Source organism: Streptomyces sp. NPDC055254 (genome assembly GCF_053606025.1).
In genome coordinates, this window is the sequence record NZ_JBSGQV010000036.1 from 46331 (window position 1) to 71683 (window position 25353).

At 71.9% G+C, this 25353-nt stretch carries 23 protein-coding genes, 1 pseudogene and 1 riboswitch; of the genes and pseudogenes, 7 read left to right on the forward strand and 17 right to left on the reverse strand.

The features are described 5' to 3' along the window. The first annotated feature begins 24 nt into the window (after positions 1-24). Positions 25-1038, forward strand: a complete 1014-nt coding sequence (locus tag ACWFQ8_RS26500) for a DMT family transporter (RefSeq protein ID WP_453788785.1) — start codon at positions 25-27, stop codon at positions 1036-1038. Here ACWFQ8_RS26500 and ACWFQ8_RS26505 read toward each other — a convergent pair. Beyond that, positions 1004-2338 carry an aminotransferase class I/II-fold pyridoxal phosphate-dependent enzyme gene (locus tag ACWFQ8_RS26505; protein ID WP_453788786.1) on the reverse strand — a complete coding sequence of 445 codons (1335 nt, stop codon included), beginning with the start codon at positions 2336-2338 and terminating at the stop codon, positions 1004-1006. The two genes, ACWFQ8_RS26500 and ACWFQ8_RS26505, sit on opposite strands and share 35 nt — an antisense overlap. Positions 2339-2374: 36 nt before the next feature. Between ACWFQ8_RS26505 and ACWFQ8_RS26510 the strand changes: the two genes are divergently transcribed. Beyond that, complete coding sequence (locus ACWFQ8_RS26510) at positions 2375-3109, forward strand: pyridoxamine 5'-phosphate oxidase family protein (protein ID WP_453788787.1); 735 nt, start codon at positions 2375-2377, stop codon at positions 3107-3109. Here the strand turns inward: ACWFQ8_RS26510 and ACWFQ8_RS26515 are convergent. Continuing rightward, positions 3091-4095, reverse strand: a complete 1005-nt coding sequence (locus ACWFQ8_RS26515) for a DMT family transporter (RefSeq protein WP_453788788.1) — start codon at positions 4093-4095, stop codon at positions 3091-3093. The two genes, ACWFQ8_RS26510 and ACWFQ8_RS26515, sit on opposite strands and share 19 nt — an antisense overlap. Before the next feature lie 171 nt (positions 4096-4266). Next, positions 4267-5277 carry an EamA family transporter gene (locus ACWFQ8_RS26520; RefSeq protein ID WP_453788789.1) on the reverse strand — a complete coding sequence of 337 codons (1011 nt, stop codon included), beginning with the start codon at positions 5275-5277 and terminating at the stop codon, positions 4267-4269. A gap of 183 nt (positions 5278-5460) precedes the next feature. On the opposite strand from ACWFQ8_RS26520, the gene ACWFQ8_RS26525 reads away from it, so the two are divergent. Next, positions 5461-5889 (forward strand): type II toxin-antitoxin system Rv0910 family toxin, encoded by a 429-nt coding sequence (locus ACWFQ8_RS26525; RefSeq protein ID WP_453788790.1) that lies wholly within the window; start codon positions 5461-5463, stop codon positions 5887-5889. Between the two features lie 85 nt (positions 5890-5974). On the opposite strand, the pseudogene ACWFQ8_RS26530 reads toward ACWFQ8_RS26525, so the two are convergent. After that, a pseudogene (locus tag ACWFQ8_RS26530) lies at positions 5975-6070 on the reverse strand (PadR family transcriptional regulator); the annotation flags it as partial. Between the two features lie 110 nt (positions 6071-6180). On the opposite strand from ACWFQ8_RS26530, the gene ACWFQ8_RS26535 reads away from it, so the two are divergent. Next, positions 6181-7017, forward strand: coding sequence for a PhzF family phenazine biosynthesis protein (locus ACWFQ8_RS26535; RefSeq protein ID WP_453788791.1), 837 nt, complete (start codon positions 6181-6183; stop codon positions 7015-7017). A gap of 18 nt (positions 7018-7035) precedes the next feature. On the opposite strand, the gene ACWFQ8_RS26540 is transcribed toward ACWFQ8_RS26535, so the two are convergent. Together ACWFQ8_RS26540 and ACWFQ8_RS26545 are read right to left on the reverse strand one after the other, a co-directional pair. After that, positions 7036-7845 carry a CPBP family intramembrane glutamic endopeptidase gene (locus ACWFQ8_RS26540; RefSeq protein WP_453788792.1) on the reverse strand — a complete coding sequence of 270 codons (810 nt, stop codon included), beginning with the start codon at positions 7843-7845 and terminating at the stop codon, positions 7036-7038. Positions 7846-7945: 100 nt separating this feature from the next. Then, positions 7946-9481 carry a glutamate-cysteine ligase family protein gene (locus ACWFQ8_RS26545; RefSeq protein WP_453788793.1) on the reverse strand — a complete coding sequence of 512 codons (1536 nt, stop codon included), beginning with the start codon at positions 9479-9481 and terminating at the stop codon, positions 7946-7948. Positions 9482-9973: 492 nt separating this feature from the next. Here ACWFQ8_RS26545 and ACWFQ8_RS26550 point away from each other — a divergent pair, with 492 nt between their 5' ends. Next, the gene (locus ACWFQ8_RS26550; RefSeq protein WP_453788794.1) at positions 9974-10597 is read left to right on the forward strand and encodes a hypothetical protein; all 624 of its coding nucleotides are present in this window, start codon (positions 9974-9976) and stop codon (positions 10595-10597) included. Between the two features lie 261 nt (positions 10598-10858). Further along, complete coding sequence (locus ACWFQ8_RS26555) at positions 10859-11065, forward strand: DUF5999 family protein (RefSeq protein ID WP_453788795.1); 207 nt, start codon at positions 10859-10861, stop codon at positions 11063-11065. A 108-nt stretch (positions 11066-11173) separates the two neighbouring features. Here the strand turns inward: ACWFQ8_RS26555 and gcvP are convergent, their stop codons facing one another. Continuing rightward, positions 11174-14059 carry an aminomethyl-transferring glycine dehydrogenase gene (gene gcvP, locus ACWFQ8_RS26560; protein WP_453788796.1) on the reverse strand — a complete coding sequence of 962 codons (2886 nt, stop codon included), beginning with the start codon at positions 14057-14059 and terminating at the stop codon, positions 11174-11176. A 224-nt stretch (positions 14060-14283) separates the two neighbouring features. Then, positions 14284-14381: riboswitch (glycine riboswitch) on the reverse strand. A gap of 112 nt (positions 14382-14493) precedes the next feature. Between gcvP and ACWFQ8_RS26565 the strand changes: the two genes are divergently transcribed. After that, complete coding sequence (locus ACWFQ8_RS26565) at positions 14494-14901, forward strand: PRC-barrel domain-containing protein (protein WP_453788797.1); 408 nt, start codon at positions 14494-14496, stop codon at positions 14899-14901. A gap of 27 nt (positions 14902-14928) precedes the next feature. Here ACWFQ8_RS26565 and ACWFQ8_RS26570 read toward each other — a convergent pair whose 3' ends face one another. From ACWFQ8_RS26570 to ACWFQ8_RS26615, 10 genes are all read right to left on the reverse strand, one after another. Further along, on the reverse strand, positions 14929-16344 hold the full coding sequence (locus ACWFQ8_RS26570) for a DNA polymerase IV (protein WP_453788798.1): 1416 nt from the start codon (positions 16342-16344) through the stop codon (positions 14929-14931). 112 nt (positions 16345-16456) lie between these two features. Further along, positions 16457-17095, reverse strand: a complete 639-nt coding sequence (locus tag ACWFQ8_RS26575) for a MerR family transcriptional regulator (protein WP_453788799.1) — start codon at positions 17093-17095, stop codon at positions 16457-16459. 180 nt (positions 17096-17275) lie between these two features. Then, entirely contained in the window at positions 17276-17749 is a 474-nt protein-coding gene (locus tag ACWFQ8_RS26580) for a bifunctional nuclease family protein (RefSeq protein WP_453788800.1), read from the reverse strand. 63 nt (positions 17750-17812) lie between these two features. After that, positions 17813-18598: a transcriptional regulator FtsR gene (ftsR, locus tag ACWFQ8_RS26585; protein WP_453788801.1), complete on the reverse strand. Its 786-nt coding sequence runs from the start codon at positions 18596-18598 to the stop codon at positions 17813-17815. 46 nt (positions 18599-18644) lie between these two features. Continuing rightward, positions 18645-19187, reverse strand: coding sequence for an FHA domain-containing protein (locus ACWFQ8_RS26590; RefSeq protein ID WP_453788802.1), 543 nt, complete (start codon positions 19185-19187; stop codon positions 18645-18647). 483 nt (positions 19188-19670) lie between these two features. Next, positions 19671-20621 carry a DUF881 domain-containing protein gene (locus ACWFQ8_RS26595; RefSeq protein WP_453788803.1) on the reverse strand — a complete coding sequence of 317 codons (951 nt, stop codon included), beginning with the start codon at positions 20619-20621 and terminating at the stop codon, positions 19671-19673. 5 nt (positions 20622-20626) lie between these two features. Beyond that, entirely contained in the window at positions 20627-20959 is a 333-nt protein-coding gene (locus ACWFQ8_RS26600) for a small basic family protein (protein WP_384544210.1), read from the reverse strand. Then, positions 20956-21858, reverse strand: a complete 903-nt coding sequence (locus ACWFQ8_RS26605) for a DUF881 domain-containing protein (protein WP_453788804.1) — start codon at positions 21856-21858, stop codon at positions 20956-20958. Before ACWFQ8_RS26605 ends, ACWFQ8_RS26600 begins: the two co-directional genes overlap by 4 nt. Before the next feature lie 140 nt (positions 21859-21998). After that, positions 21999-24494 (reverse strand): sugar phosphate nucleotidyltransferase, encoded by a 2496-nt coding sequence (locus tag ACWFQ8_RS26610; protein ID WP_453788805.1) that lies wholly within the window; start codon positions 24492-24494, stop codon positions 21999-22001. Positions 24495-24589: 95 nt separating this feature from the next. Next, complete coding sequence (locus ACWFQ8_RS26615) at positions 24590-25180, reverse strand: CDP-alcohol phosphatidyltransferase family protein (RefSeq protein WP_453788806.1); 591 nt, start codon at positions 25178-25180, stop codon at positions 24590-24592. Positions 25181-25353: the final 173 nt, after the last annotated feature.

The window sequence follows — 25353 nt, forward strand, 5'->3', positions numbered from 1 at the left end:
GTCGATGCGATCACAGTAAAGGCCATGAGCGCACCCGCGGCACCCCGGCCGACCCTTCCCCCCTCCCCTTCGGCCACCGGCCGCGCGGGCGCCGCATCCTCCGGCACACCGGCCCGGGCCCCCCGTCCGGACTGGCGCGTACGCTTCGCGATCCTGTCGGTGGTCTGGGGTTTCAGCTTCCTGTTGATCAAAGTGGGAACCGAGGCGTACGCCCCCTTCCAGGTGGCGCTGGGCCGGGTCCTGTTCGGCGCCCTCGCCCTGCTCTGCGTCCTGCTGGTGCGCCGCGAACCGCTGCCCCGCGGTCTGCGCACCTGGGGCCACCTCGTCGTGGCCGCGCTGCTGCTCAACACCCTCCCGTTCTCGCTGTTCGCCTACGCGGAGCTGACCATCCCCTCCAGCCTGGCCGGCATCTGCAACGCGACCTCCCCGCTGTGGGGCATGGCGCTGTCGATCGTCGCCCTGTCCGAGGACCGGCCGACCCGCCGCCGCTTCGCGGGTCTGGGCCTGGGATTCCTCGGGGTGCTGACCGTCCTGGGCGCCTGGCAGGGCTTCGCGGGCGTCGACGGCAAGGGCACCGCGCTGGCCCTGCTGGCGTCGCTCTGCTACCCGGTCGGCTGGATCTACGTCCGCCGGACCCTGGCCGGCACCCCGGGCTCCCCGGTGGCCCTGACCGGCGGCCAGCTGCTGGTCTCCACCCTCCAGCTCATCCTGGTCAGCGCCCTGTTCACCTCCGCACCGGGCTCCTTCCCGCTGTGGCCCACCCTGTCGGTGATCGCCCTGGGCGCCCTCGGCACGGGCCTGGCCCTGCAGATGCAGTACGGACTGGTCACGGAGGTCGGCCCGACCACGGCCCAGATGGTCACCTACTTCATCCCGATCATCGCGACCACGGCGGGCGTGCTGGTCCTGGGCGAGCAACTGCACTGGAACACCCCGGTCGGCGCCGCGATCGTCCTGGCGGGGGCCGCGCTCACCCAGACCCGCCCCGGCGCCCGCAGGAGCGTCAGGCGTACCGGGCCCGCGACGCCCCGGGCCTGACCGCCGCGGCCACGGCGTCCGCGAGCACCGCCACGTCCCCCGGCGCCAACTGCGACACCGTCAGGCGGATCCCCGGCGCCGCCTCGACCCGGAACCGGGCCCCGGCGGCGACCCCCCACCCGACGGTCAGCAGGCTCGTCACCACCGAGGTCTCGTCGGCGACCGGCACCCATACGTTCATCCCGCTCCGCCCGTGCCCCCGCACCCCCCGCTCGCGCAGCGCCGCGAGCAGCGCGCCCCGCCGCTCCCCGTACGAGCAGGCCACCGCGGCCCGGTCCACCGCGTCCGTGCTCCACAGCTCCACCACCGCGTACTGGAGCAGCCGGCTCACCCACCCCGGCCCCAGTCGCTGCCGCCCGCGGACCCGGTCCAGGGTCACCTCGTCCCCGGTGAGCACCGCCAGCCGCAGGTCGGGTCCGTAGGCCTTGGCCGTGGAGCGGATCAGCGCCCAGTGGCGGGTGACCCCGCCCAGCGTGTGCAGGGGCAGCTCCACGATTCCGTGCCCGTGGTCGTCGTCCAGCACCAGCACCTCGGGGTGGCCGGCCAGCACCGCCCGCAGCTCTCGCGCCCGCGCCGCCCCGACCGCGGCCCCGGTCGGATTCTGCGCCCGCGAGGTGACCACCAGGGCCCGCGCCCCGGCCGCCAGGGCCCGCGCGACGGCGCCCGGCTCCGGTCCCTCGTCGTCGACCGGCACCGGCAGCACCCGCAGCCCCAGCGCCGGGACCAGGTCAAGCACGCTGCCCCACCCCGGATCCTCGACCGCCACCGCGTCGCCCGGCCTCAGGTGCGCGGCCAGCACCCGTTCGATGCCGTCCAGGGCGCCGGAGGTCACCGCCACCGGCCCGGGCGGCACCCCGTCCGCCGCGAAGTCCGCCCGGGCCAGGCGGGCCAGCTCCGGGGCGACCGGGTCGTCCCCGTAGAGCGTCGGAGCCTGCGCGTAGCGCCGGGCGGCGGCCGCGAGCGGCCCGTCGAGGTCGGGCAGCAGGGACACGTCCGGATTGCCCGCGGCGATGTCCCGCACGCCCGGCGGAAGTGCCGTCCGCAGCGCGTCCCGGGGCGCGCTCGACGGCCGGGCCCGCACCCGGCTGCCGCGCCGGCCGTCGGTCTCGATGACCCCGCGCTCGCGCAGCGTCCGGTAGGCGGCGGCCACGGTATTGGGATTCACGCCCAGCTCACCGGCCAACTCCCGCATCGGGGGCAGCAGCGCTCCGGGCGCGAGCGCGCCCGTGCCCACGCCCGCTTCGACACTGGCCGCGATGTCCGATGCACGACGCCCTGTGATTCGATAGTCTTCTAGCACAAAACACATTATGCACTAGAGCAATGGAGACGCGCCATGACCGGCACGCCCGCTACGGAGACCCTCGACCCCAAGACCGCCGCGGCGACCGCCGACCCGGCCGTTCTCCCGGGATCCACCGGCTCCTACGAGCCCACCGACCGCACGGTCCCCACCCGGTCCCGGGACCGGGCCCGGTACGACCGCGAGACGGTGCACTCGATACTGGACCAGGCCTACATCTGCCACCTCGGCTTCGTCCGCGACGGCGCGCCGGTGGTCCTGCCCACCCTCTTCGGCCGGGTCGGCGAGGCGCTCTACATCCACGGCTCCACCGGCTCCCGCCCGCTGCTCGCCGCCGGCAAGGCCGACCCGGGCCTGCCCGTCTGCGTCACGGTGACCCACGTCGACGGCCTGGTGCTGGCCCGCTCGGCCTTCCACCACTCCCTCAACTACCGCTCGGTGGTCGTCCAGGGAACGGCCTACCAGGTCACCGACGAGGCGGAGTGCCGCACGGCCCTGGACGCCCTCGTCGACCACGTGGTCCCGGGCCGCTCCGCCGACTCCCGGCCGGCCAACGCCAAGGAGCTCGCGGCCACGGCCGTGATCCGGCTGGACCTGACCGAGGTCTCCGCGAAGCTCCGTACCGGCGGACCGAACGACGACGCCGAGGACCTGGGCCTGCCCTACTGGTCGGGCGTGGTCCCGGTCGCCCCGGCGTACGGGACCCCGGTGCCCGCGGCGGACCTGGCCCCCGGCATCGCCGTCCCGGGCTACCTCGCCGCGCTCTGAGGCAGCGGCACGGCGGCGGGCCGCGGCGCCGGATCACCGGCCGGCCCGTCCGCCGACCCCTCGGCCGGCCCCTCCGCCGGCCGCCGGGACTCGGCCCTGATCAGCGCACCCACCGCCATGAGCAGCGCTACGGTGCCCAGCACCACGGCGCCGGTCAGCCGCTCCCCGAGCACCAGCACCGCGATCACGGCCGCGCTCACCGGCTCGATCAGCATGACCACCGACACGGTGGCGGCCCGGACGGCCGCGGCTCCCGTGAAGTACAGCGCGTACGCCAGCGCCGTGGGCACGGTGGCGAGGTACACCAGCAGCCACAGCACCCGGCCGAGGTCGGCGGCGTGCGGCAGCAGCCCCTCCACCAGCGCGGCCGGCAGCAGGCACACCGTGCCCACCGCGACCGACCAGGCCGTGGTCACCAAGGGGTCGCCGCCGGCGCCGCGCTGCCCGAGCCGGCGCGCCCGCAGGGTCATCGCCGCGTAGCCGGCGGCCGACAGCAGCGCCCAACCGACGCCCGCGGGCCGTACCTCGCCGTCCCCGCTGCCCAGGACCAGGACGGCGAGACCCGCCAGCGCCCCGAGGACGGCGACGGCCCCGCCCCGGCCCAGCCGCTCCCCCATCCAGCGCCGCGCACCGAGCGCGATCAGCACGGGTCCGGCGCCGAGGGTGACCACGGTGCCGACCGCGAGGCCGGTCTCCCGCACGGCGGCGAAGTACGCCGCCTGGAACAGCGTGAACAGCAGGCCGGTCACGATCAGCGAGCCGGCCGACGGCCGCACCCGCTCCGCCCGTCGGCCGGGCCGGCGCACGGCCAGTACCGCGAGCAGCACGGCGAGCCCGCCCGCGCACCGCCAGAACGACAGGGAGAGCGGGCCGAGGTCACTGGCCAGGAAGAGGAGGGAAGCGGCCGCCCCGGCGGTGCCCCAGGCGGCTCCGGCGACGACGAGGTACAGCAGACTGCGCCCGGTGGCGGGCGAATGGTTCGACACGTGGTTCTCCGCGCGTGCGTGAAGGATGAAGGATACGGGTCATCGCTTCGCGGGCAGCGCACGACCGCCCGGGTGCGCCGAGGGGCGACCGGGACGGTCCGAAGGAGTGGGGGGCGCCGCCCGCGCTAGGCGGCGGGAGGCGGAAGCACGGTCGAAGGCATGGGCGTCACCCTAGGCTTTCGTCGTCTCACGGTCCAGTGGGCCCGGATCCGCCGGATTCGCCGCTCCCGCCGCACCGGCCGGAGCGAGCGCGGGCAGCGGGTCCGGGGCGGTGGACGCGGCCGCCCGCGAGGTCTGCGCGATGAAGGCTCCGCCCAGCACCAGCGCCCCGCCGGCGATCTGCCACGTCGAGAGGTGCTCGCCGAGCAGTACCCAGGCCAGCACGGTGGCGATGACCGCCTCCAGGCAGGCCACCACACCGGCGACCTGCGGCGACAGCCTGCGCACCGAGACCACGCCGGTGAGGTACGCGAAGACCGTGGCGATCAGCACCACCCAGCCGAGCAGCACCGCAGCGGGCACCATCGCCTCGCCCAGGGCGGCCTGGCCGCCCAGCACCTGCCAGTCCATCCCCCAGGGCCGGGCGATCACGGTCATCACCAGGGCGCCGATGAGCATGCCGTACGCGATCACCCCGAGCGGGTCGGGCACGTCGTCCCCGTCCGAGCCCTGGTCGGCGAAGACGAAGTAGAAGGCCTGGCAGCAGGCCGCGGCGAGGCCGAGCAGCACCCCGACGAGGTCCAGGCTCAGTCCGGCCCAGATCTCGACCACGCAGGCAAGACCCACCACGGCGACGGCCGCGCCGGTGGCGGCCGCCCGGGTGACCGGCTTGCGCTGCACGAAGCGGATCCAGCCGAGCAGCAGCGCGGGGCCCAGGTACTCCAGGAGCAGGGCCACGCCCACCGGGATCCGGGACAGGGAGGCGAAGTAGAAGGCCTGCACACCGGCGACGGCCACGAGGCCGAATCCGGCGAGCAGCGCCGGCCTGCGGCGCAGCAGGTCACGGTGGCGCCAGGCCAGCGGGGACAGCACGAGGGCCGCCCCGGCCACCCGCAGCCAGACCACGTGGAGGGGGTCCAGACCCGCCTCGATCAGCGGCTTCGCCGCCACTCCGGAACCACCGAACGCGAATGCCGAGACGAGGGCGAGGCCCAGTCCGGCATTTCTCCCTGACGCTTGCATCCGGCCATCATGACAGGGGCCGTCAGCACCGTCACGGGGGAGACGCCTGTTGAGACGGGGACGTGACACGCACTCCGGCGGGTGAGATCGGGACCCTCGATATCTGACAGGTCGTCAGTATTGAATGTTCCGCCCCCCGGGGCTACGTTCCGCCGCACGTACCCGACGAGAAGGGGTGGTCGCGTGGCCGAAGTCACCGCGGAATCACGCATTGAGGCGTCCGCCGCGAAGCTCTGGTCCCAGCTGACGGACTGGGACGCGTACGGCCGGTGGAGCACGACCCACACCGACTTCCCCAAGGGCGGCCCCGAGACCCTCGCGGTCGGATCCACCTTCGCGGAGAACATGAAGATGATGGGCTTCCCGGCCGAGGTCCTGTGGACCGTCTCGGAGCTGGAGGACGAGCGCCTCTTCGCGATCACGGGCAAGGGACCGATGGGCGTGGCCGTGCTGACCCGCTACACGCTCGTTCCGGACGGCGGGGCCACCACGGTCCGCATCGACGGCGAGTTCACCGGCGCCGCCGTCTCGCTGATGGCGGGCAAGCTCAAGGACTCGGCCACCGCCGCGCTGAACGAGTCGCTGCGCAAGCTCGCCGGGCTGGTCACCTGACCGCCCCCGGCCCCTTCGACGGGTACGGCGGCGCGCCCGGTGAAAGCATCCGCCGGGCGCACCGCCCGATGAGCGCACCGGCGGCTCAGTGCCCGCCCGCCAGGATCAAGCAGAGCTTCCCGCGGGCGTCGTCGATGACCGCGACCGCCTTCTGCCGCTGCTCGGGCGAGCCGGTCTTCCACCGGCCCCGCCGCTGCGCTCGCTGATCTCCTGGATCATCTCGTAGCCGACAAGTCCAGTGAGCCGGGATTGGCCTTTGTCGGCGATCGGGGACCGCCCTACCGTCGGGGCATGCGCATCCGAATCGTCGACGCCTTCACCGACCGCCCCTTCCACGGAAACCCCGCCGGAGTCCTGCTCCTCGACGGAGAGTTCCCCTCGGACACCTGGCTCCAGCAGGTCGCGGCCGAGGTCAACCTCTCGGAGACGGCCTTCGCCCGCCCGCTGCCGCCCGGCGGCGAAGCCGACTGGGCGCTGCGCTGGTTCACTCCGGTGGCCGAGGTCGACATGTGCGGGCACGCCACGCTCGCCACCGCCCACGTTCTGAACGAGCGCAGCCTGGCGGAGCACGGCCGGCCCGCCGGCCGGGTCCGCTTCGCCGCGCGCTGCGGCGTCCTGACGACCGAGGCGGGCACCGACGCCACGATCACCATGGACTTCCCCACGTCCTCGCTGACCCCGGCGCAGGCGCCGGGCGCCGTGGCCCACGCCCTGGGCGGCGCCCCGATCCTCTCCGTGCACGACACCTCGGCCCACATCGGCGACCTCCTGGTCGAGCTGGCCGACGAGCGGACCGTCCGCGAACTGGTGCCGGACCACGCCGCACTGCGCTCGTTCGCCAAGCGGGGGGTGATCGTCACCGCGCCTGCCGAGGATCCCTCGCTCGGGTACGACTTCGTCTCGCGCGGCTTCTTCCCGGCCTTCGGAATCGACGAGGACCCGGTCACCGGCAGCGCGCACACCGCGCTCGCCCCGTTCTGGGCGCGGCGCCTGGGCCGCGAGGAGCTGACCGGCCTGCAGGGCGGGGCCCGCCGGGGCCTGGTACGCGTCACCCTGGCGGGCGAGCGCACCCTGCTGACCGGCCGCGCGGTCACGGTGCTCGACGGGGAGCTCCTCACCGCCCCCTGAACCGCCGCGTACGAGGCGTCACGGCGTCGGCAGCCAGCCCACCTCGCCCGCGAGCAGCGCGTACCCGCCGAAGGCCACGATGTCCAGGAGGGCGTGCGCGACGACGAGCGGACCGACCCGTCCCCAGCGCCGGTAGGCCAGTACGAAGACGACGCCCATCACCACGTTGCCGATGAAGCCGCCGATGCCCTGGTAGAGGTGGTACGAGCCGCGCAGCAGCGAGCTGGCCAGCAGCGCGGCCAACGGCGACCAGCCCAGCTGGTCGAGCCTGCGCAGCAGGTAGGCCAGCACGATGACCTCCTCCACCAGGGAGTTCTGCACCGCGGAGAGGATCAGCACGGGGAACTTCCACCACACGTCGGGCAGGGCCTCCGGCACCACGGTGAGGTTGAAGCCGGCGGCCCGCGCGCCGAGGTAGAAGGCCAGCCCGGCGCTCCCGATACCGGCGGCGACCACCGCGCCCCGTCCCAGGTCCCCCAGTGGCCGGGTGCGGTCGAAGCCGAGCACCCGCAGTCCCGGCGCGCCCTCGCGGGTCAGCAGGTGCGCCACCAGCAGGACGGGCACCAGTGCGGACGCGATGCCGAAGAGCTGCCAGGCCAGGTCCAGCCACGGCCGGCCGGGGGCGTAGGAGCCGTTCAGCGTGGCGGCCTGGTCCTTCAGCCCGCCCGGCTTGGTGAGCGAGCCGATGAAGCTGATCAGCGCCGAGACGCCGCTGGCGCCCAGCGACAGCGCGAGGACGAGGAGCGTCTCGGTCCGCAGGACCGCCCGCCCGGGACGCCGCCCGTCCGCGCCCAGCTCCAAGACCACCGGTTCCGGCTCCGCCCGCACGCCCGCTCCCGTTCCGCCCTACTGATACGACAGCCCCATAGTGCCTCCTCGTCCTGCTCGTCGGCGCGCGCGGGGGACGACGACGGCCGGGATCACCGGCTCAGCGACGGACCGGCACGGGTGCCCGCACCTCCCGCTCCGCGAGCCCCACCGGCCAGGTGTGCACGGGGTCGCCCCGGTGCATCAGCTCGCTGTAGCGACGGGTCGTCGCGGCCAGCGCCTCGTCCCGGTCCAGGCCGCCCGCGACCGCCTGGTGGTAGGTGTCGACCTGCCAGGTGGCCCCGTTCACCCGCCGCCGGCAGCGCTCCTCGATGATGCCGAGGTAGTGGTCCCGGTCGGCCGGCTCTATGCCCCAGGCGTCCAGCCCGGCCGCCGCCATCGGCAGCAGCTCGTCCAGTACCAACCGCACCGCCGGCACGCCGGCCAGGCCCCCGGCACGGCCCCGGCGCGGCCAGCGCAGCCGCGCGTCGATCCCGTACCGGCAGGCCGCGTCGAAGTTTGCCTCCGCCTCCGCGAAGGGCAGCCGGGTCCACACCGGGCGCGGCTCGTCGGCGAGGGTCCGTACGAGCCCGTAGTAGAAGGCGGCGTTGGCGACGACGTCGGCGACGGTGGGGCCGGCCGGCAGCACCCGGTTCTCCACGCGCAGGTGCGGCACTCCGTCGGCCAGCCCGTACACCGGGCGGTTCCAGCGGTAGACGGTGCCGTTGTGCAGGGCCAGCTCGTGCAGGGTCGGCACGCCGCCCTCGGCGAGCACCCGCAGCGGCTCCTCCTCGTCGCAGATCGGCAGCAGGGAGGGGAAGTAGCGGACGTTCTCCGCGAAGAGCTCGTGCACCGAGTCCACCCAGCGCTCGCCGAACCAGGTGCGCGGCCGCACCCCCTGCGCCTGGAGCTCGGGCGGCCGGGTGTCGGTGGCCTGCTTGAACAGCGGGGGCCGAGACTCCCGCCACAGCTCGCGCCCGAAGAGGAAGGGCGAGTTGGCGCCGACGGCTATCTGGGCGGCGGCGACGGCCTGCGCCGCGTTCCACACGTCCGCGAACCGGCCCGGGGTCACCTGCAGATGGAGTTGTACGGAGGTGCATGCGGCCTCGGGCACGATCGACCCCGAGGTCCAGACCAACCGCTCGACCCCGTCGATGTCGAGCATGAAGTCCTCGCCGCGCATCATCAGGATCTGCTCGTTCAGCAGCGAGTACCGGTCCACCGCCGACAGGTTCGCGGTGACCAGGTCGTCGCGGGTGATCGTCGGCAGGATGCCGATCATCACCATTCCCGCGTCGATCTCGGCGGCCTGCCGGTGGGCATATGCCAGCCCCGCGCTGAGTTCTTCGGCGAGTTGGTCGAATACCCGCCCGCCGAGCCGGTGCGGAAGTACGTTCACCTCCACGTTGAACATTCCCAGCTCCGTCTGGAAATCGGGGCTCGCAATCCGCTCCAGCACCTGTGTATTCACCATTCTCGGCATACCGTCGGCGCCCGCGAGATTCAACTCGATCTCCAGCCCCATCATGTTCTTGGGGCGATCGAACCTCTTCTCCGCCAGAAGCCGCTCCAGCCCCTCCAGGCACTCGTGAAGCTTCCTTCGATACCGCTGCCGATCGGACAGGTCGAATCCGCCCGCCACGACCTTCTCCCCCATCGAAGCGTCCCTCCTCCAGTGACACGGCCCGGGACACCCAGGCGCGCGTTACGGTCGATGATGCCCCGGCAGCGTGATCCATAACGCCGGGGGGCGGGCCGGCCGGGGGCCGCGCGCCGGTTTGGCCGAAGGGCGCTTCGGCACATTCACCTGGCAAGTCGACTCACGCAAATTCCGCACCGATTGTGCCGCCTCCGGATAACCGACGCTTTCCAGCCGAGCCCCCGTCCGGTAACCTCCGAGGTCAGCGCGACGTGTTCGCGCCTATCCGGCATGGATGCCATGTCAGCGGGACCGGTAAGCGTCTTGCCGGCAATAGCCGGGACGGCTAGCCGAAACACTGCGTGAACACATGTCGTATAAACTCCGCAAACGAGGCAGAGAGTCGGCGCGCGGCCATTGCCCGTCAGCCCCCCTCTGACCCCAGAATGCGACAGCGCCGTCCGCACCTTCCCCCGTTCCACAGGTCTCCCAAGCGAGAGGCGACCCACCATGCCGCTGCACGTCCCTCCGGCTCCCGCGCCCGCCCTGCGCAGCGTCCTCGCGGCACTCGCGTCCCCCACCGCCGTCCACGAGGCGCACACGCCTTCCCTGCGCGCGCTCCAGGGGCCGTTGACCGCCGAACTGCCCCTCCCGGTCCACGTCCTCGACCGGCTGGGCATCTCCTCCCAGCCGACGGCGGGGGACAGGCCGCCCCGAACGCGGCTGACCGGCTGGCGGTTCCTGATCCGCAGCGCGGACCGCTACGTCGCGGCGGCCGACACCCGGCTGACTCCGGACGGCTGGGCCTTCTCCCACTTCTTCGAGGGCCCCTACGTCGCCGCCACCGAACGGGCCCTGCGCCAGGCCGAGTCGCTGGGCAAGAACTATCAGCCGAGACTGCTGTCCGTACCCGAGCTGTACATGCTGACCCTGTGGCTGCACGGGGCGGTCGGGGCCGACGCCTCCTCCGGGCTGCCCGCCGGCGAGGACCTGCTGGTCCCCCTGGCCCCGGCACCGCCCGGCATCGCCCCGTACCGGCCGCACCCCGTCTCCGAACTGCTGCCCGTGCTGACCCGGCGGTTGACTCCCGCGACGACCCCCGCCCCAACCACGCTGGCCGCACCCGCCGCCTGACCCGAATCACCCATTCGGCCTAGCCCGCTCAGGTCACTGCCGAACCACCCGAAATGACAGGGGAGTTGGGCTGAACCGCCCGCACGAGTGATGCGTCATCACTGTGTGAGGACAGCTGCGGGGAAATACCTGCGAAGCGGCTGTCATGGGGGAAGACTGAGGACATGCTCCCCGCGGGTGCGGGGATGACCCAGGGGGACGGCCATGAACCACGCATCGAGCCGTAGCACGCAGACCACACCGCAGCGAAAGAACGCATCCATGTGCCAGCACCAGCCTGCCTGCCCGTCAGCCGAATCCGCCGACCGGGAGGCCGCAGAGCCCGTGGCCAACCACCCGGAACAGGGCTGGAGCCTGCTGTGCAACGGCGTCCTGCTCTTCGAGGACACCGGGGAGCTGCTGCCGGACGGCCAGATCATCGCCCCGCACCGCCCGCTCGCGGCGGCCCAGGTGGTGAAGGCGGCCTGACTCGGCCGGTTCCCGCGCCCCCGAACGGGGCGCGCACGACGCACGGCGAGGGGCCGGCCCGGAGAATCTCCGGACCGGCCCCTCGCTCCGCTCGGGTGGCGCTCAGCCTCAGTGGTCGTACTCGTCCAGCGGCGGGCACGAGCACACCAGGTTCCGGTCGCCGAAGGCGCCGTCGATCCGGCGCACCGGCGGCCAGTACTTCTCGGCGGCCGTGACCCCGCCCGGGAAGACGGCCTCGTCACGGGTGTACGGGTGGTTCCACTCGCCGCCCAGCGCCGCCGCCGTGTGCGGGGAGTTGGCCAGCGGGTTGTCGTCCGCCGGCCACTCGCCGCCCGCGACCCGGTCGATCTCGCCGCGGATGGCGATCATCGCGTCGCAGAAGCGGTCGATCTCCGCGAGGTCCTCGGACTCCGTCGGCTCGATCATCAACGTGCCGGCGACCGGGAAGGACATGGTCGGCGCGTGGAAACCGTAGTCGATCAGGCGCTTGGCGATGTCGTCCACGCTCACGCCCGTCGACTTCGACAGCGGGCGGAGGTCGATGATGCACTCGTGCGCGACCAGGTTGCCCGGGCCGGTGTAGAGCACGGGGTAGTGCGGCTCCAGGCGCTTGGCGATGTAGTTCGCGCCGAGCACCGCCACCTGGGTGGCGCGCTTGAGGCCCTCGCCGCCCATGAGGCGCACGTACGACCAGGAGATCGGCAGGATGCCCGCCGAGCCCCACGGCGCGGCCGAGATCGGGCCGACGCCCGTCTCCGGGCCGGCGGTCGGCTGGAGCGGGTGGTTCGGCAGGTACGGGGCCAGGTGGGCCCGGACACCGACCGGGCCGACGCCCGGGCCGCCGCCGCCGTGCGGGATGCAGAAGGTCTTGTGCAGGTTCAGGTGCGAGACGTCGCCGCCGAAGTGGCCGGGCTTCGCGAGTCCGACCAGGGCGTTCAGGTTGGCGCCGTCCACGTAGACCTGGCCGCCGGCGTCGTGCACCTGGGCGCAGATGTCGGCGACGTGCTCCTCGAACACACCGTGCGTCGAGGGGTAGGTGATCATCAGCACGGCGAGCTCGTCGCGGTACTGCTCGATCTTGGCGCGCAGGTCCTCGGCGTCCACCTCGCCGTCGTCGGCGGTCTTGACGACGACGACCTTCATACCGGCCATCACGGCGCTGGCGGCATTGGTGCCGTGCGCGGAGGACGGGATGAGGCAGACGGTGCGCTGCTCGTCGCCGTTGGCCCGGTGGTAGGCGCGGACGGCCAGCAGACCGGCCAGCTCGCCCTGGGAGCCGGCGTTGGGCTGGATGGAGACCTTGTCGTAGCCGGTCACCTCGCAGAGACGTTCCTCCAGCTCGGTGATGAGCGTGAGGTACCCCTCGGCCTGCTCCACCGGTGCGAACGGGTGCAGCTGACCGAATTCGGGCCAGGTCACCGGCTCCATCTCGGTGGTCGCGTTGAGCTTCATGGTGCAGGAGCCCAGCGGGATCATGCCGCGGTCCAGCGCGTAGTCCTTGTCCGACAGCTTGCGCAGGTAGCGCAGCATCGCGGTCTCGGAGCGGTGCTGGTGGAAGACCGGGTGGGTCAGGTAGTCGTCCGAGCGCAGCAGGGCCTCGGGCAGCGTGTCGGCGGTGGTCGCGTCCAGCGCCTCGATGTCGGCCGAGACGCCGAAGGCGGCCCAGACGGCGTCGATGTCGGCGCGCAGTGTGGTCTCGTCGCAGGCGACGGAGACGTGGTCGGCGTCGGCGCGGAAGAGGTTGACCCCGCCCTCGCGGGCGGCGGCGACGACCTCGGCGGCGCGGCCCGGCACACGGGCGGTGATCGTGTCGAAGTACGCGCCGTGCACGACCTCGACCCCGCCGGCCGTCAGGCCCGCGGCGAGCAGGGCGGCGTAGCGGTGGGTGCGGCGGGCGATCGTCCGCAGGCCGTCGGGGCCGTGGTAGACGGCGTACATCGCGGCCATGACGGCCAGCAGGACCTGCGCGGTGCAGATGTTGCTGGTGGCCTTCTCGCGGCGGATGTGCTGCTCGCGCGTCTGCAGGGCCAGGCGGTACGCCCTGTTGCCGTCCGCGTCCACGGACACGCCGACGAGGCGGCCGGGGAGGGAGCGGGCGTGCTTGGCCTGGACGGCCATGTAGCCGGCGTGCGGGCCGCCGAAGCCCATCGGGACACCGAAGCGCTGCGTGGTGCCGACGGCGATGTCCGCGCCCAGCTCGCCGGGGGAGGTCAGCAGGGTCAGCGCGAGGAGGTCGGCCGAGACGGTGACGATCGCACCGAGGGCGTGCGCCTCGTCGATGAGCGGCTTGATGTCGCGGACGGCGCCGGAGGCGCCCGGGTACTGGAGCAGCACGCCGAAGACGCCGCGCTCCGCGATCTCGGCCGGGATGCCGTCCGAGAGGTCCGCGACGACGACCTCCACGCCCGTGGGTTCGGCGCGGGTCTCGATCACGGCGATGGTCTGCGGCAGGGCGTCGGCGTCGATCAAGAAGACACCGTCCTTGACCTTGCCCACGCGGCGGGCCAGCGACATGGCCTCGGCCGCGGCCGTGCCCTCGTCGAGCAGCGAGGCGCCGGAGGTGGGCAGCCCGGTCAGGTCGGCGACGACGGTCTGGAAGTTGAGGAGCGCCTCCAGGCGGCCCTGCGAGATCTCCGGCTGGTACGGCGTGTACGCCGTGTACCAGGCCGGGTTCTCCATCACGTTGCGCAGGATCACCGGCGGCGTGAAGGTCCCGTAGTAGCCGAGGCCGATCATCGAGGAGAGGACCTGGTTGCGCTCGGCGAGGGAGCGCAGCTCGGCCAGCACCTCGGCCTCGGTCCGGGCATCGGGCAGGTCGAGGGCCTCCGCGGTCTTGATCACATCCGGCACCGCGGCGGCGGTCAGTTCGTCCAGGGAGCCGTAGCCCACCTGGGCGAGCATCTTCGCCTGCGCCTCGGCATCCGGGCCGATGTGGCGCTGCTCGAAGGGAATGCCTCGCTCCAGCTGGGAGAGCGGAATGCGGTTGGCGGTCATGTACGGAGGCCTCCTGGTCGTATGACCTGCGAGGGGCACCACGGCGCGGGCACCCGGACGGCCTCCCCCTCTGTCATCTCAACCTGAGAGTTTCACCGGACCGCACGGGGCTGCCCCGGCCGATGCCGGGTAGGCGCGCCCCTGGAGAGGTCCGGCTTTCACCGTCGGTGAGGAGAGGCACCGGCACTGTGCGCCCGGTAGCCGCCCCTGCTTTCCAGAGTGGCCTCGTCCGTGCGGTACGTATGCCTGAGAGATTCCGGGGAGGATTTGCTCCTTCGGCGCCTCCGTCACTTCATTCGGAGGACTCTCCCGCACAGGGTCGACAGCCACCACCCAGCCTACCAGCGAGGATCCGGGCGCTCCCCGAGTGGCCTGCTTTCACAATATGCACTTCTGTAGTCATTACGGAGGAGTTGCGACCCTATGGAGGGACCGTGCAGACCGACATCGATCCGCGCAGCCTGATCGGCCGCAAGGCGTTCGACCGCAATGGCACCAAGATCGGAACAGTTGACGAGGTCTACCTCGACGATGCCACGGGCGTCCCGGAGTGGGCCGCCGTCCGGACGGGACTGTTCGGCCGGGACGCCTTCGTCCCGCTGGAGCCGAGCGAGCTGGTGGGCGAGACCCTGCGGGTGCCCTTCGACCGCTCGCTGATCAAGGACGCCCCCGACTTCGGTGTCGGCCGCCACCTCTCGCCGGAACAGGAGCTGCAGCTCTACCACCACTACGGCCTGGACGTGACCCTCCCCTCGGAGTTCCACCAGCCTCCCGCCCCCGCCTCCACCGACCGGGACTTCGGCCGCCTCGCGGGCGAGGAGGGCCGTACGGGCGGAGCCTGAGCGCCGCCGGCCGGTCCGCCTCCCGGGTCAGGGCGGACCCGCGTCCCCCACCAGCGGTAGCGGATCGGACGGCTCCAGCTCGGGGTCGTCCACCCGGAAGGTCCGCACCCGGCCGGGCGCCGATCCGGGCCGCTCGAACCGCACGGTCACCCGCCCGACCCCGCTGCCCTGCACCCACCCGGGCCCGTGCACCGCGTGCCGTACGTCGATCCCCGCCACCCACCTCCGCTCCGCCGCCGGCCCCGGCTCCCCCTCCCCCGCCGGCGGCTCCGCGCCCGCGGCCGCCTCCACCGCCCCAGCCGCGCCACCGGCCCCACCGGCCCCTTCGGGGGCGTCCGCCTCCCCGGGGTCCGGCCTGGCCGGCTCGGCGGCCGACGCCTGGGCGAACAGGTCCTCCTGCGTGTAGTCGGCCAGCCCCGTCACACCCACGCCCAGCAGCCGCACGCCGCCCGTGGTGTCCACGCCCTCCAGCAGCCGCGCCGCGGCCTCCCGGACCACGGCGGGGTCGTCGGTGGGCCCCCGCAGCGTCTCGGAGCGCGTCAGCGTGGAGAAGTCGTACCGGCGCACCTTGAGCACCATGGTGCGCCCGGAGTGCCCGGACTCCCGCAGCCGCCGCACGCACCGGTCCGCGAGCCGCTGCACCTCGTTGCGGATGCGCACCCGGTCGTGCAGGTCCACGTCGAAGGTGTCCTCCACCGAAACCGACTTCGTGTCCCGCTCCGCGACCACGGGCCGGTCGTCCAGTCCCAGCGCCATCCGGTACAGGCCGACGCCGTGCGAGCGCCCGAGCATCCGTACCAGCTCGTCCTCGCCGGCCTCCACCAGATCCCCCACGCTGGTGATCCCGGCCCGGCGCAGGTGCTCCCCCGTGGCCGGCCCGACGCCGGGCAGGGTCCGCACGGTCATCGGCGCGAGCAGCTCACGCTCCGTCCCCGGCTCGATCAACAGCAGGCCGTCCGGCTTGGCCTCCTCGGAGGCCACCTTGGCCAGCATCTTCGACCCCGCCAACCCCACGGATCCACTGAGCCCGGTGGCCGCCCGGATGTCCGCCCGCAGCCGCTCCCCCGCCGCGCGGGCACCGGCCGAGTCGAAGGCGCTCCCGCCCGCCTCCAGGTCCACGAAGGCCTCGTCCAGGCTGAGCGGCTCCACCAGTGGCGACAGCTCCCGCAACCGGGCCATCACCAGGTCGCTGACCGCTCGGTACAGGGTGAAGCGCGGGATCAGATAGGCGCCGTTCGGGCAGAGCCGCCGGGCCTGCGCCGTCGGCATCGCCGAGTGCACACCGAAGCGCCGTGCCTCGTACGAGGCGGTGGCGACGACCCCGCGCGGCCCCAGTCCCCCGACGATGACGGCCTTGCCCCGCAGGCTCGGTTTCGACGCCTGCTCCACGGAGGCGTAGAAGGCGTCCATGTCCAGGTGCAGGATGGTCGGCGCGGCTCTCACAGCCCCGATGCTCCCCTACGGCACTGACAGTCGTGATCAGCCCGGGTCCGACTCCGGGGCCCGGGCGCGTCCCGTCGGACCACCCGCCCGTGACGGGCGCGCCGCGCGGCGGTCAGACCGCTCGGTTGCGGCGGGCCGCCAGTTCGTCCGTGGGATTGTGGCCGACCACCGTCTCGCCGGTGTCCACCCGCTCCCCGTGCAGCTGCGACAGCGCCTTCTCGACATCGCGCCAGACCACGCCGACAGCGATCCCGAAAACGCCCTGCCCGCCCTGGAGCAGGCTCACGACCTGGTCGGGGGAGGTGCACTCGTAGACGGTGGCGCCGTCGCTCATCAGCGTCATCCGGTCCAGGTCGGCGAAGCCGCGGTCACGCAGGTGCTGAACGGTCGTACGGATGTTCTGCAGCGCCACCCCGGTGTCCAGGAAACGCTTGACGATCTTGAGGACCACGACGTCGCGGAAGCTGTACAGCCGCTGCGTCCCCGACCCGTACGCGGGACGCACGCTGGGCTCCACCAGCCCGGTCCGCGCCCAGTAGTCCAGCTGCCGGTAGGTGATGCCGGCCGCGGCGCACGCGGTCGGCCCGCGGTAGCCGACCTGCTCGGGCGCCGGATCGCCGTCCACCGGTCCGACCGGCGTCGACTCCGGTTGACGGCGCGCGGAGCCCACCGCACCGCCGTGCAGCGGGTACGGTCCACCGTCACTCCGTGCGGGGGTGCCCCCGGTCGTACCGTCGCCCGTGATCCTCACGCCGACCCTCCGTCCTTGACCTGCCACCTTGAAGGTAGGCAGTCACCCGGGGTGCGTCAACGATCGCCACACTCGGCACGCCGAGTGATAATCACCCTGAGAGTGGTTTCCCGTATCCCTTGACGGGGAAAGGCTACTCGAATGGGGTGACAGATCCCGGTGGACGACGCGGTGGGCGCGTCACTGCGGCCCGCTGCCGAAGTCCTCGGGAGAGATCTGGTCGAGGAACTCGCGGAACTTCTCCACCTCGTCCTCCTGCTCGTCCGGAATGGCGATTCCGGCGTCGTCGAGCACGCCGTCACTGCCGTAGATGGGCGTTCCCGTGCGCAGGGCCAGCGCTATGGCGTCGGAAGGCCGCGCGCTCACCTCGACCCCGCTGGCGAAGACGAGCTCCGCGTAGAAGACACCCTCCCGCAGATCCGTGATCCGGACCTCGGTGAGCTCCTCGCCGACCGCCTCCAGCACGTCCTTGAACAGGTCGTGCGTCAGCGGCCGCGCCGGAGCCATGCCCTGCTGCGCGAAGGCGATGGCGGTAGCCTCCCCCGGACCGATCCAGATGGGGAGGTACCGATCGCCTCCCACTTCACGCAGGAGCACGATCGGTTGGTTGGAGGGCATTTCCACCCGGACACCCACAACGTCGAGCTCATTCACACAGCAACCCTAGGACCTGCTCGGCAGGTTTGGGTAGTCGGGGCTCCACTCCGACCAGCGCGGTCAGTGCGAACGCACCGCGAGAGCCGTCCGCACCAGCGCTTCGTGCAGCCGTACGGAGAGCCCCGAGAGCTCCCTGGTGGTGGCTTCCGCGTGCGCCCGGGTCTGCGGGTTGCGGTGTCGCCGCAGCGGTGCCACGACCTGCTCGATCAGCCCCGCCTCACGGTCCGCGGCGGCCTTCATCGCCCGCAGGTGCCGCGGCTCCAGACCGAACCGCCCCAGGTCGGCCACCAGCCGGGCCACCGTGACGGCCTCGGCGTCGAACCCGCCGCCGGGGAGTTCCGCGAGCAGGCCGTAGGACTCCCACTCGACCAGCTGGACCTCGTCCGCACCGGCGGCGGCGATCAGCTCGGCCCGGCCGACCCGCGCCACCGCGGGGCGCTCCCGGCCCACCTCGCCGTAGACGGCCTCGGGGCCGTCCGGGTCCACCACTTCGCCGCCGGAGTCCCGGTGCGCCGAGGGCGCCGGGATACGGATCTGCTCGCCCCGGGCGAGCGCGTCCAGCTGCTCCCGGATCACCTTCAAGGGCAGGTAGTGGTCACGCTGCAGCCGCAGGATGCGGGCCAGCCGCTCCACGTCGTCGGTGCTGAACTTGCGGTATCCGGAAGGTGTGCGTCTGGGCTCCACGAGCCCTTCGGCCTCCAGGAAGCGAATCTTGGAGATGGTCACCTCGGGGAACTCGTCACGCAGCGTGGTGAGCACCGTTCCGATGCTCACCAGCCGCCCGGCCGGGCCGGTGGTCCCGGCGGTGCCGCTCTTCGGGGCACCGCCGGTCGGGGTACGCAGCATGGGACCTTCCTTGGGGATATTCCCCCGGACGGAGCCCGGAGGAAGGTCAGACGCCCCGCAGGCTCGCGTAGAAGACCATCCGGTACTTTCCGATCTGCACCTCGTCGCCGTTGTGCAGGGCGACGGAGTCGATCGGTTCCCGGTTCACGTACGTGCCGTTGAGGCTGCCGACGTCACCGACGGTGAACCCGCCGTCCTGGCTCCTGCGGAATTCGACATGGCGCCGGGAGACGGTGACGTCGTCCAGGAAGATGTCGCTCTGCGGATGCCGGCCGGCCGTGGTCAGCTCACCGTCCAGCAGGAAACGGCTGCCGGAGTTGGGGCCGCGCCGCACGATGAGCAGGGCGGAACCGGGCGGCAGCGCTTCCACCGCGGCCTGGGCCTCGGGGGACAACGAGGACGACACGTGCTGCTGTCCCGACACCTCGGCCTCGTAGGCTTCCAGGCCCGAGATCGAGATGGTGGACGTGGTCTCCGAGGCACGCTCCGGCGTCAGGCCCGGCCGCAGCGGCGCCCCGCAGTTGGAGCAGAACCGACTGGCCGCATCGCTGCGGTGTCCGCACCTGCTGCAAATCTGCTCGGCCGACATGGACGGCTCCTCGCGCCGCGGCTGCCCCGCGGAGGCGTTGGTGGCATACGGGTCGGGGTCAAACCCTCCACCCGCACTTGAGGTTGATGGTTCACCAAAACCTATGCGCCCGGTACCGGCAGGGTCAACAGCCGACGCGCCGTGGGCGCCCGCCATGTCACCCGCCCCGGCAACCTCGTCCCGGAAGAGCGGCCGGTCGCCCTGCCCCTGCGCGTCACCGTGCCCGGCGCGATGGCGCGCCGGGCCGCTCTCCTCGCGGTTCTTCTTGCCGAACAACTTCTCAAACAACTTCACGGGCGATTCCCCTTGACCGAAACAGACCCGCCCGTGGGGCAGGACGAACTCCGAATGCACAACCTGCCGACCCGGACATACTCACAACGTCCGTAACCACCAGACAGTTTCCACCACACACCGCGACTTCGGTGCGCCGACCCCCCGCAGGCATCCGCCCGCGTGAACCGGCCCGCTCCTCACTCCGCTTCACGACGACGACGACCGAGCGTAGTCAGGCTGCTTCGCTGCCCGCAAGGCGTCCACAACGATCTTCGCCGACCGCGTGACGGCGACGGTGGCCTGCTCCTTCTCCAGCGTCTGCACGACGCCGCCGGGGATGTTGAGCGCCGGCTCCAGATCCTGGGGCTTGCCGATCACCTTGAACTCGTAGGGCTGTGTGATCTTCTTACCGTCGATCCCGACCCCGCCGTCCTCGTCCGAGAAGTACGAGCCCGCCACCACGCGCACCCCGTTGATCTGGATCGCCTCGGCCCCGGCAGCCCTCAGCTCCTGGAGCGTGTCCAGCAACTGGTCCGGCTCCACCTGGCCCGTGGGATCGCTGATCCTGAGCGTGATGCCCGGCCCCTGAGCTGCCACCGTACCCGCCAGGATGCCGAGTTGACGCTCCTTCTCCACGGTCTGCTTGCGGGCCTCCTCGGCCTGGTTGGAGCTGTTCTCCAGCTCTCTGCGCTGGTCCTCCAGCCGCTGCTTCTCGTCCTCCAGGCGCTGGGTGCGCCCGTCCAGCTCGTCGAGGATCCGTACGAGGTCCTCCTGGCGGGCTCCGCGCAGCGCGCTGGAATCGCTGGTGGACCGCACCTGGATGGCCAGCCCCAGGCCGAGGACGAACAGCAGCAGCGCGACGATCAGTTGCGCCCGGCTCACCCTCGGCGGCCACAGCCCGGCGGCGAGCCGCTGGCGGCCCGTCCGAGCGGGCTCCTGCGGCTGCACGGGCTCCTGTGGCTGCGGGGGTTCCTGCGGCTGCGGGGGTTCCTGCGGCTGCGGGGGTTCCTGCGGCTGCACGGGCTCCTGCGGCTGCGGGAGCCCTTCCGGCTGCGCGACGTTCTCCGGCTGCGCCGGCGGTTGCGGACGCCCGGGCGTTCCCGCCGGCGGCAGCGCCGCTCCGCCCGGTTCCTCGGGCGGGTTCTCGTTCGTACCCATCGGCCTCACGCCCGGAAGACGTGCCGGCGGATGGCCGCGGCGTTGGAGAAGATCCGGATGCCGAGGACCACGACCACGCCCGTGGACAGCTGCGAGCCGACGCCCAGCTTGTCACCGAGGAAGACGATCAGCGCGGCCACGACCACGTTCGACAGGAACGACACCACGAAGACCTTGTCGTCGAAGATGCCGTCCAGCATCGCGCGCAAGCCTCCGAACACCGCGTCCAGCGCCGCCACCACGGCGATCGGCAGATAAGGCTCCACCACGGCCGGCACCTCGGGCCGGACCAGAAGTCCGGCCACCACTCCGGCCACGAGGCCCAGTACCGCGATCACGATGCACCCTTCTGCTGCTCTTCTGCTGTAGCCGTGCGCACGGTCAGGCTCGACGCGGCCGGAAGGCGCACCTCGTCCGCCGCGGACAGGGTGTAGCGGATCCCGTAGTTCTCCTGCAGCACGTGCAGGTACTGGCCGTCGGCCGAGTCCTGGAAGGCCGTGCCGAGCCGCTTCTTGTCCCCCACCGCCAGCACTTCGTACGGCGGCACGAGCGGCCTGTTGTCGACCAGTATCGCGTCACCCGCGGCCCGGATCGCCGACAGCGCCGTCAGACGCTGCCCGTTGATCGACACGGCCTCCGCGCCGGACTGCCACAGCCCGTTGACGATCTTCTGCATATCGCGGTCGCGGAGCCGCCCGGTGTCCGAGAAACCGGCGCTCTCCCGCGGTCCGCCGCCACCGGAGGAGGCACCCTTCGCGTCGTCCACCACCAGCTTGATCCCGGGACCGCTCACCTCCGTGGCACCGGACAGCAGCGCCACCAGTTCGCCCTGGCCCCCGCCGGGGTGCTTGAGCGCGGCCCGCTGCCGCTCGACCACGTCCCTACGAAGCCCTTCGATGCTCCGCTCCAGGCCGTCCGCCCGCTCGTCCGCCCGGTCCACCCGGTCGATCAGCTCCTCGCGCTCCTTGGCCAGCACCGGCGCGGCGATCCGCGCCTCGGCGGCGCCCAGGGTCACGACCATGGCCGCGAGCACGAGCCCGGCGGCGAGCGCCAGCTTGGCCTTGAGGGTGCGCGGCAGTCCGGCCGTGCCCGCCGCCTCGCGCCGGGCCGCGGCCTCCGCGTACCCCTCGTCGAGGCTGTGGTCCATCGCGTCCGTCAGCAGCGACATGGAAGCGTCCGGGCGCGGGCGCGGCTGCGCCGAACTCCGGTGGTGGGGCGGCTGCGACATGCCGCTCATCGTCGCATGTCGGCCCCGTACTCACCGAATGCGCCCGCACGGTGGGACGGCTCGGTGGGACGACCGCGGCACGTATCCCGCGGCCGCCCCACCGGGCCGCCGTCCTGGTCGCCTCAGCGACCGCCCTCAGGGCCCCGCGCTCAGCGCCCCGCGCCGTCCACGACCGCCGCCCACTCGTCGAGCAGGGCCTGCGCCGAGGTGTCGTCGGGGCCTTCGGCCCACAGATGGGTGACCGCTTCCGCCGGGTCCGGCAGGACCAGCGCCCACCGGCCGTCGGCCTCGACCACCCGGACCCCGTCGGTGGTGTCCACCTGGCGGTCGCCGGCCGCCTCCACGACCCGCCGCATGACGAGGCCCTTGACCGCCCACGGCGTCGGCACGTCCCGCTTGAGCACGTGCGCCCGCGGGATCCGGGCGTCGATCTGGCTCAGCGTGAGCTGGGTGCGCGCCACCAGGCCGAGCAGCTGCACGAAGGCCGCCGAGCCGTCGAAGACACTGCTGAACTCCGGGACGATGAACCCGCCCCGGCCGTCGCCACCGAAGATCGTGTCCTCCGCCCGGCCCACCCGGGTCAGGTCGTCGGGCGAGGTCGTCGTCCACTCCACCTGCGTGCCGTGGTACGCGGCCACCTGCTCGGCGACGCGCGTCGTGGTCACCGGCAGCGCGACCTTGCCGCTGCGCTTCTCCGCGGCCACCAGGTCGAGCATCACCAGCAGGGCCCGGTCGTCCTCGATGATCCGGCCGCGCTCGTCCACGAGCGAGATCCGCTCGCCCACGGGGTCGAAACGGACACCGAACGCGGCCCGCGCCGAGGCCACGATCTCCCCCAGCCGTACCAGCCCGGCCCGGCGGGACTCCACGCTCTCCGTCGGCCTGGACTCGTCGAGACCGGGGTTGATCGTCAGGGCGTCCACCCCGAGCCGGCCCAGCAGGCTGGGCAGGACCAGTCCGGCACTGCCGTTGGAGGCGTCGACGACGACCTTGAGCCCGGCGTCCCCGATTCCGGTGATGTCCACGCGCCGCAGCAGCGAGCCCGTGTACGAGTCGAAGACGCTCGACGGGAACTGCAGGTCACCGATCTCGCCGGGGAAGGCACGCCGGTACTCCTGGCGCGCGTACACGCGGTCCAGCTTGCGCTGCTGCGCCTGCGAGAGGTCCGCCCCCCGCTCGTCCAGGAACATGATGTCCACGGAGTCCGGCACGCCGGGCGAGGTCCGCAGCATGATCCCGCCGGCGCTGCCCCGCGCGGTCTGCTGCCGCGCGACGGGAAGCGGCACGTTCTCCAGGTCCCGTACGTTGATGGCGCTCGCCTGGAGCGCCGAGATCACGGCCCTCTTGAGTGCTCTGGCGCCACGCGAGTGGTCGCGGGCCGTCGTGACGATCGCACCCTTCTTCAGGGTCGTCGCGTAGGCCCCGGCGAGCCGGACCACCAGTTCGGGGGTGATCTCCACGTTCAGGATGCCGGAGACTCCCCGCGCACCGAACAGGTGTGCCTGCCCGCGGGACTCCCAGATCACCGAGGTGCTGACGAAGGCGCCGGCCTCGATCGTCTTGAAGGGGTAGACGCGGACGTTCCCCTGGACGATCGACTCCTCCCCGACGAGGCACTCGTCCCCGATGACGGCCCCGTCCTCGATCCGCGCGGCCCGCATGATGTCGGTGTTCTTGCCGATCACACAACCGCGCAGGTTGCTGTGGGGTCCGATGTACACGTTGTCGTGGACGACCGCCTTGTGCAGGAAGGCCCCGCTCTTGACGACGACGTTCGACCCGACGACGGTGTGCTCGCGGATCTCGGCCCCGGCCTCGACCTTGGCGTAGTCCCCGATGTACAGGGGTCCGCGCAGCACCGCGTCACGGCTGACCTCGGCCCCCTCGGCGATCCACACGCCGGGTGAGATCTCGAAGCCGTCCATGTCGACCTGGACCTTGCCCTCCAGCACGTCGGCCTGCGCCTTGACGTAGCTCTCGTGCGTGCCGACGTCCTCCCAGTAGCCCTCGGCCACATAGCCGTAGATCGGCCGGCCTTCCTTCATCAGCTGCGGGAAGACGTCGCCGGACCAGTCCACCGAGACGTCCGCGTCGACGTAGTCGAAGATCTCCGGCTCCATCACGTAGATGCCGGTGTTGATGGTGTCCGAGAACACCTGGCCCCAGGTCGGCTTCTCCAGGAAACGCTCGACCTTGCCCGCCTCGTCCACGATGGTGATGCCGAATTCGAGGGGGTTGGGTACGCGGGTCAGGCAGACCGTGACGAGGCCACCCTTCTCCTTGTGGAACCTGATCAGATCGGTGAGGTCGAAGTCGGTGAGCGCGTCGCCGGAGATGACGAGGAACGTGTCGTCCTTCAGTGCCTCCTCGGCGTTCTTCACGCTGCCGGCGGTCCCGAGTGGCTTCTCCTCGTTGGCATAGGTGAGCTCCATTCCGAGCTCCTCGCCGTCACCGAAGTAGTTCTTGACGAGCGACGCCAGGAACTGCACGGTGACCACGGTCTCGTTGAGACCGTGCCGCTTGAGCAGCCTGAGTACGTGCTCCATGATCGGCCTGTTGGCCACCGGCAGGAGCGGCTTGGGCATGCTCGAGGTCATGGGGCGAAGTCGCGTACCTTCGCCACCGGCCATCACGACGGCCTTCATGTCGGAAGAGTCCTCCTAGAGAGATGACGTTCTCGCCGACGTCACCCGTCTTGGACTGCGGCTCCGCCTACGCGTCATCCGGCGCCCGACGAGGCTCAATCGGCCGTGGCGTCCGCCTTCACGAGACGGCGGACTTGAACCACGTAAAGGATTCCTGCCCACCAATAGAGGGTTGTACCCCATCCGGCGAACGCCCATCCGAGAACTGCCCCCGTCCAGGCCAACCAACCCGTGCCGTCACTGAGGAGCAGCAAGGGGAAGGCGTACATCAGGTTGAAGGTCGCGGCCTTGCCGAGAAAGTTGACCTGCGGCGGCGGATAGCCGTGGCGACGCAGGATCCACACCATGACCAGCAGCATCAGCTCACGGGCGAGCAGGGCTCCGGTGAGCCACAGGGGCAGGATCTCGCGATAGGTGAGACCGAACAGCGTCGACAGGATGTACAGCCGGTCAGCGGCCGGGTCCAGCAGCCGGCCGAGGTTGCTGATCTGATTCCAACGCCGCGCGAGCTTCCCGTCGAGGTAGTCGCTGATGCCGCTGAGCATGAGGACGGCCAGGGCCCATCCGTCGTGCTCGGCCAGGATCAGCCACAAGAACAGGGGCACGCCGGCCAGGCGAGCCATGCTCAGGATGTTCGGAAAGGTGAAAATTCGGTCCGTCTGAACCCGAGTCTCCTGGACCTCCACCCGGGGGCCTCCACTGTGACTGTAGAAAATGGTCGTTCGATGGCCCCCTGACCCTACAGGAGACCCCACACCTGCTCCGGAACGCAGAAAAGCCCCGCACCGAACCCGTGACGGGTTGGTGCGGGGCTTTCCCACAATGATTGTTCGGCGGCGTCCTACTCTCCCACAGGGTC